The following is a 6,095-nucleotide window of genomic DNA, read 5'->3' as shown; positions in this document are numbered from 1 at the left end:
CACCGCCGCCGCGCCGCGGCCGGTCGCCGCCTCGATGAAGTCCACCGGGTCGGCGACCCGCGCCAGCAGCGCACGGGTGAAGTCCAGCGCCCCCTCGGCGGGCGGCGGGCCGCCGACGGCCGCGATCAGGTCGAGCAGGTGGACGGTCGCCTCCATCAGCGCCACCTCGCCGAGCGCGCCGACCGTCACGCTGCCGAGCAGCGGGTGCGCCACCGCGGCGCCCGGCGGAAGGTCCGCGAGGCCGTCCAGCGCGGCCGGCCCCTCGACGCCGAACCGGGCGATCAGCACGGCGGGTTCGGCCACCTGGGCGACCTGCTTCGCCGCCTCGGCGACCTGGTCGGCGGCAGTGTGGGCGATGCCGCCGGGCCGGTTGTAGACACGCAGGATGCCGGCCCCGTCCACCACCTCGGGCCACCCGTCCAGGACGGCCGCGCGCAGCCCGGTGAACATCTCCGGCACCGGTGCCACGTGCGCGTACAACTCCCGTACGGTCCACCCGGGCAGCCGGGTGGGCCGCTCCCAGTCCTCGGCGGCCAGGGCCGCGCCCCGCTCCGCCCAGGACACCCAGGCCTCCGCCAACAGCGCGCGCACCGGGTCGTTCTGACTGCTCATCGGCTCTCCTCAGGACGGTGATCACGGGGTCTCCCCACGCTATCCCGGGCTCCCGGGGGCGCGAGCCCCGGGGCGGCGGCCCGCACCCCGCCCCACCCGCCACCGCCCGCCCGGCACCACTCCCCCACCGACCGCCACCCACCGACCGCCACCCACCTCCCGACGACGCACCGCACCCGGCTCGGCCGTCCTGGTCACCGAGCCGCCGCCCGATGCCCCGCCCCATGCCTGGTCACCGCCACTCACCGGACTCCGCGGGGCCGGTCCGCCGCCGCCGCGTCGGCCACCCTCCGCAACCGACCCCGCCGCCCCGGTCGCCGTGCCCGCCGTCCCCGTCGCTCCACCGCCGGTCGGCTGACCAGCGGGATCGGCGAATCGACCGGCAAATCCCGTCGACCCGTTTACGCCCGATTCCTACCTTGTATCCTGGTTCTGTATCCGCTGAGTGACATCCACCGAAAACGCCGAACCCCAGCCCAGGCAGCGGGCCCCGCGCCACGGCCGGTCCGCCGAACCGTCCGAACGGCCCGGGCGCGACCGGGAACGCTGCCACCGACCCGGAGGAGTGCGGAGATGGCCGAGCAGGACGCCCCCGAGAAGCGGGGCCGGCTGAGCCGCCCGCTGGTACTGGGCGCCGCCGTGGCCCTGGTCGACCGCGAGGGCCTGGGCGCGCTGACCATGCGCAGGCTCGCGGCCGAGCTCGGCGTGGAGTCGATGGCCCTGTACCGCTACACCCCGGGCAAGGAGGCCCTGATCGACGGCCTGGTCGAGGCCTACTTCGACGAGATCAACGCCCGGCTGCGGGCCGACTCCACCGGCGGTTCCCACCCGGACGGCTGGCGCGCCGAACTGCGCCGGATCGCCCGGGCGTTCGCCGCCACCGCGCACGCCCACCCCGAGATCCTGCCGCTGGTCGCGACCCGCCCGCTGGCCGTCCCGGTGGCCCGCCGCCCGGTCTCGGTACTGGACCTCACCGAGCACATCCTGGCCGTGCTCGGCCGGGCCGGCTTCGACGACGCCGGCGCGCTGACCGTCTACCGCACCTTCGTCGCCTGGAACCTCGGCTGCCTGCTGGTGGACAAGCGCCAGGTGGTCGACAATCCGAGCGAGCCGGACCCGGCCCTGCGGCTCGGCCTGCACCGGCTGCCCGCCGCCGACTACCCCAGGCTGCGCGCCCTGGTGCCCCGGTTCGCCGACTTCGACCACGAGGCCGAGATGCTGAGCGGCCTGGACAGCCTGCTCGACGGGGTGCCCGAGCCGCCCCTTGACGACTTCTACCGTGACGGCGGATCCTGAGGATACGAGGTACACGTCGGACATATCCGCTCCTATCGGCGCCGCCGCGCCGCCCGGCACCACCGCGGCAGCCCGCTGACGGCGCCCGGAAGAAGTCCCCATGTCCTCCGCACCCCACACGTCACCCCCTGATGACATCCTGCGCCTCCGCGTCACCGCCAAGGACCCGGAGACCCTGCGCGCGCTGCTGCGCGACACCCGCCCCGACGTCGGCGGACGCCCGCACGTCGAGGAGGACGGCCGCATCGGCATCGACGTCTACGTCCCGGCCGACCGGATCCCGGCCCTCGAACGCGAGGGCGTCACGGTCACCATGACCGGCAACGCCAGCGAGGCCGGGCGCGCCGCCCAGGCCGAGGTCGGCAGCGGCGACCGCTTCGCCCCCGCCGACGCCGTCCCGCGCGGCCTGGCCGCCAAGCTCTCCGGCTGACCCGGGAGGCCCCCCATGCCGTACCTGAACGTCACCGAGGTCGAGTCCGCCGTGACCAGCCTGGCCACCGCCTTCCCCGACCTGACCCAACTCGTCACCCTGCCCGAGCCCTCGTTCGAGGGCCGCACCGCCCACGCCCTGCTGATCGGCGAACCCGCGGCGGCCCCCAAGCCGTGCGTCATGATGATCGGGGGTGTCCACGCCCGTGAATGGGGCAGCTGCGAGATCCTCGTCCACCTCGCCGCCGACCTGCTGGAAGCCCACCGGGACGGCACCGGCCTCGGCTACGGCGGCACCGCCTTCACCGCCGGTCAGGTCAGCGGCCTGCTCCAGCGGCTCGACCTGGTGCTCTACCCGCTGGTCAACCCCGACGGCCGGCACTACAGCCAGACCGTCAGGCCCATGTGGCGCAAGAACCGCAACCCGGCGAACGCCGGCGGCAACCCGGCCCCGGACTGCGTCGGCGTCGACCTCAACCGCAACTACGACTTCCTCTTCGACTTCGTCACCGCCTTCGCCCCGGGTGCCAACCCCCAGGTGTCGAACGACCCGTGCGACCAGCAGGTCTACGCCGGCCCGAGCCCGTTCTCCGAGCCGGAGACCCGCAACGTCCAGTGGCTGCTGGACCAGCTCCCGCTGACCCGGTGGTTCGTCGACGTGCACAGCTACTCGCAGGACATGCTCTACAACTGGGGCGACGACGAGAACCAGTCGGTCGACCCCGACATGAACTTCCGCAACTCCGACTACGACGGTAAGCGCGGCCTGCCCGGCGACCTCACGTACGCCGAGTACATCCCCAAGGACGACGAGGACACCGCCGTGCTGCTCGCCGAGGCGTTCTGCAAGGGCGTCAACGGCGTGCGCGGCCTGTCGTACAAGCCGATGAGCGGCTTCCACCTGTACCCGACCAGCGGGACCAGCGACGACTACGTCTACTCCCGCAACTTCGCCGACCCGGACCAGGGCAAGGTGCTCGGCTTCACCGTCGAGTGGGGCACCGAGTTCCACCCGCGGTGGGCGGAGATGGAACAGATCATCCGCGACGTGGACGCCGGGCTGGTGCAGCTCTGCCTGGCCACCACCTGAACACCCCCCGAACCACCGTGCCCGACAGCGGGGCGCCCGCCACGACCCTTCGTGGCGGGCGCCCCGGGCGCGCGCTCGGGCGGCCCGGTGGAACGCTCAGGCGGCCCGGTGGAAGAAGAACGGGTCGATGGACGGCGGCACCCGGGTCACGCCGTCGGTGCTGAGCAGTTGGTGGACGGTGAAGTTGGCGTTGCGCTGGTACGTCACGCCCACCGGGAAGTTGGCCCGGTCCGGCGTGTTGTTGCCGGCGAAGACGCCGTAGAAGTCCTTCCCGACCGCGAGCATCCGGATGTAGTCACCGAGGAAGGGCAGTCCCGCGGCACGGGGCACGTTCGCGGGTGCCTGGTGCAGGACGTCGGACTCCGGCGCGGTGGTCCAGTTGTCGGCGGTGACCTCCAGGACCGTCGTCCACTGATTGCCGGCGAACCGCTGGTAGACCAAGCCCACCAGACCGTCCTCGTTGACGGCCAGCGACGGGTTCTTGGCGTCGGTGACGTCGTCGCGCACCTTCCGCCAGGTCTGGCCGCGGTCCTGCGAGTGCCGGACGTGCAGGGTGTTGTCGACACCGCCCGGGCCGCCCACACGGTCGCACCAGGCGATCCAGACGCGGTCGGCGTCGGTCGGGTCCACCGCGATCGTGAGGTCGCCGCCGAGCCGTTCCTGCCCCATGGTCGAGTTGAACGCGACGAAGCGGTCGGTCGCTACCCGCTGCCCGGGGACGCTGTCGGTGGCGTCCTTGAGGTCCTGGAACGGGTGGGCGCCGACGCCCCCGTCGTCGTCCCGGCTCACCACGACGTCGAAGGTGACGTTGGTGATCGGGTCTCCCTGGTCATTGGTCCGCCAGCTCTCGAACGCCGCGTAGACGGTGCCGTCGGGGTGCACGGCGAGGCGCACCGGCGGCCCGTCCTGACTCGCCGGATCACGCTGCTCGATCACCGTGGGCACGAATCCGGCCGGTGCGGGCGCCGTCCGCGCGTCGCCCGAGACGTCCACGACGGCGGTCCGCGGGCCCGGACCGTTGTTGCCGACGTAGACCCGGTCCCGGTCGGCGCCGCCGGCCGTCACGGTGTCGGCGATGACCCACGGCTGGTCCTCCTGGTCCCGGCTCACCAGGATTTCCATGGGCGCGGTCGAGGCGATGCCCGGCGTTCGAAGGATCTGCATCCGGGTGATCGGCCTGGGCCGGTGCAGTGCGGCCAGGCCGTTCAGTATGCCCGCGTACAGGGCACCGCCCCGGGCCGCGAAGGCCACCGTGATGTCGGCGGTACCGAGATCCGGCGCGGCGCCGGGGACGATGGTGTGCAGCACCCAGCTGTCGCCGCCGTCCGTGGACACGTAGACCGGGGCGAGCGGACCGCCCATCGGGTCGGGGGTGAAGGCGGTCGCGACCATCTCGGTGGGCGTCTCGGGGTTGACCGCGAGAAACGGCTCGGAGTCCTGGGTCGCGGTGCCGCTCAGCGCCTTCGGGGTGATGTTGACGACCTTGAGGGTGGGCATGTCGGCTCACCTCCGTTCGCGCAGCACGGCGAGCGTGTGCACGGGCTGGTAGTCCTCGGGGTGGATCAGTTCGTACGGGGCGAGCTCGCGCTGGTCGTCCTGGGTGGCGTGCAGGAGCCACAGCCCCTCCTGGCCGGCCTTGGGCTTGGGCACCCGGTAGTAGTGGGCGTCGCGGCTGTTGGGGTACAGCACGGCGAGGGTCGCGTCGTTCACCCGGCCGCTCTCGACCTGGGTGACGGCGATCGCCGCCCGCCACCAGTCCGGCGAGTGCTCGGACCGGCGGTCGGCGCGGTCGGCACCGCCGGCCCGTTCCAGGCCGATCACCGTGCCGACGACCACGGCGTCCGCCTCCGCGGCGTGCGCGGCCAGATCCTGGTGGCGGATCTCCCGCTGCACCGAGCTGAACGGCTGTTCGTCGGCCGTGGTGGCGGCGAGCGACACGTGGTGCTGGACGGCCTCGGCGGGCAGCCGGCCCACCTCGGTGACGCCCAGGCCCTCCCCGTACACCATGCCCTGGGTGAAGAACGCGGCCTGCTCGCCGACGCCCATCGGACCCGCGTCGGGCGACAGTTGGACGGTGACCTCATTCCCCGCGAGCTGCCGGAACGCTTCCGGCGCGTGCAGCACCTGGTCCACCCTGACCACGGCCGTCCGGTCGTTCCTGGCCTCGGCCGGAACGGCCGCGAGCGAGGTGCCGCCGACCCGGGTGACCGTGCCGACGAAGCTCAGCGGCGCCCGCCGGACGAGTTCGGTGAGCTCCTCGTGCGCGACGGGTGGCATGTCAGTCATGACGGTCCTCCTCTCCGCTCACCGCACCGCGCGGGCCGAGGAAGGGTGCGCCCGACGCCACTCGATCCGCGCGCCGAGCAGGCAGGCGGCGGTGACGGCGGCCGCCAGTGCGACCACGAGCCACTCCGCCGCACCGCTGCCGGCGTCCGGGTCGATGCCGAGGAGCGTCTCGATCCACTGCGGCCACACCAGGGTGAGCAGGAACAGCAGTCCGGACAGTCCGCCGAGGGCCGTCTCCAGCCAGAAGCGGGGCCGGACCGGATTCGTTTGCCGGAAGGGCATCAGTGCGCCTCCCCTTCTCCAACCGCCCGGGCCGCGCCGCGACGCGGCGCGCGCCGTTCCCGTGCCGCCGCGCGTGGCGGCGGCACGACCCGGCGGGGCC

The 6,095-nt window shown here is 73.3% G+C and carries 7 protein-coding genes; 3 read left to right on the top strand and 4 right to left on the bottom strand.

Translation table 11 applies throughout. From position 1 onward, the window contains the following. Positions 1-612 (bottom strand): maleylpyruvate isomerase N-terminal domain-containing protein (locus ACWGKU_RS40065; protein WP_452191805.1); only part of this gene is annotated, 612 nt, incomplete at its 3' end. Positions 613-1,185: 573 nt separating this feature from the next. Here ACWGKU_RS40065 and ACWGKU_RS40060 point away from each other — a divergent pair. From ACWGKU_RS40060 to ACWGKU_RS40050, 3 genes are all read left to right on the top strand, one after another. After that, positions 1,186-1,908: a TetR/AcrR family transcriptional regulator gene (locus tag ACWGKU_RS40060; RefSeq protein ID WP_401056035.1), complete on the top strand. Its 723-nt coding sequence runs from the start codon at positions 1,186-1,188 to the stop codon at positions 1,906-1,908. Positions 1,909-2,008: 100 nt separating this feature from the next. Continuing rightward, positions 2,009-2,338: a hypothetical protein gene (locus ACWGKU_RS40055; RefSeq protein ID WP_452180850.1), complete on the top strand. Its 330-nt coding sequence runs from the start codon at positions 2,009-2,011 to the stop codon at positions 2,336-2,338. Between the two features lie 15 nt (positions 2,339-2,353). Continuing rightward, the gene (locus ACWGKU_RS40050; protein WP_452180849.1) at positions 2,354-3,427 is read left to right on the top strand and encodes a M14 family metallopeptidase; all 1,074 of its coding nucleotides are present in this window, start codon (positions 2,354-2,356) and stop codon (positions 3,425-3,427) included. A gap of 96 nt (positions 3,428-3,523) precedes the next feature. Here the strand turns inward: ACWGKU_RS40050 and ACWGKU_RS40045 are convergent, their stop codons facing one another. The 3 genes from ACWGKU_RS40045 to ACWGKU_RS40035 are packed head-to-tail and all read right to left on the bottom strand — an operon-like array spanning position 3,524 to position 5,995. Continuing rightward, entirely contained in the window at positions 3,524-4,924 is a 1,401-nt protein-coding gene (locus ACWGKU_RS40045) for a hypothetical protein (protein WP_452180848.1), read from the bottom strand. A 6-nt stretch (positions 4,925-4,930) separates the two neighbouring features. Continuing rightward, a complete protein-coding gene (locus ACWGKU_RS40040) occupies positions 4,931-5,713 on the bottom strand; it encodes a hypothetical protein (protein WP_401053391.1) in 783 nt (260 codons plus the stop codon). An 18-nt stretch (positions 5,714-5,731) separates the two neighbouring features. Then, positions 5,732-5,995: an ABC transporter permease gene (locus ACWGKU_RS40035; RefSeq protein WP_359909251.1), complete on the bottom strand. Its 264-nt coding sequence runs from the start codon at positions 5,993-5,995 to the stop codon at positions 5,732-5,734. Positions 5,996-6,095 lie beyond the last annotated feature (100 nt).

It is taken from the genome of Kitasatospora sp. NPDC054768 (assembly GCF_053612025.1).
The sequence above is the reverse complement of the archived record's forward strand: the minus strand, read 5'-3'. Positions and strand labels throughout refer to the sequence as shown.

Excerpts from the sequence above, each read along its gene's own strand:
- ACWGKU_RS40060 (WP_401056035.1), top strand. The coding sequence starts at position 1,186 with ATGGCCGAGCAGGACGCCCCCGAGAAGCGGGGCCGGCTGAGCCGCCCG.
- ACWGKU_RS40055 (WP_452180850.1), top strand. The coding sequence starts at position 2,009 with ATGTCCTCCGCACCCCACACGTCACCCCCTGATGACATCCTGCGCCTC.
- ACWGKU_RS40050 (WP_452180849.1), top strand. The coding sequence starts at position 2,354 with ATGCCGTACCTGAACGTCACCGAGGTCGAGTCCGCCGTGACCAGCCTG.
- ACWGKU_RS40045 (WP_452180848.1), bottom strand. The coding sequence starts at position 4,924 with ATGCCCACCCTCAAGGTCGTCAACATCACCCCGAAGGCGCTGAGCGGC.
- ACWGKU_RS40040 (WP_401053391.1), bottom strand. The coding sequence starts at position 5,713 with ATGACTGACATGCCACCCGTCGCGCACGAGGAGCTCACCGAACTCGTC.
- ACWGKU_RS40035 (WP_359909251.1), bottom strand. The coding sequence starts at position 5,995 with ATGCCCTTCCGGCAAACGAATCCGGTCCGGCCCCGCTTCTGGCTGGAG.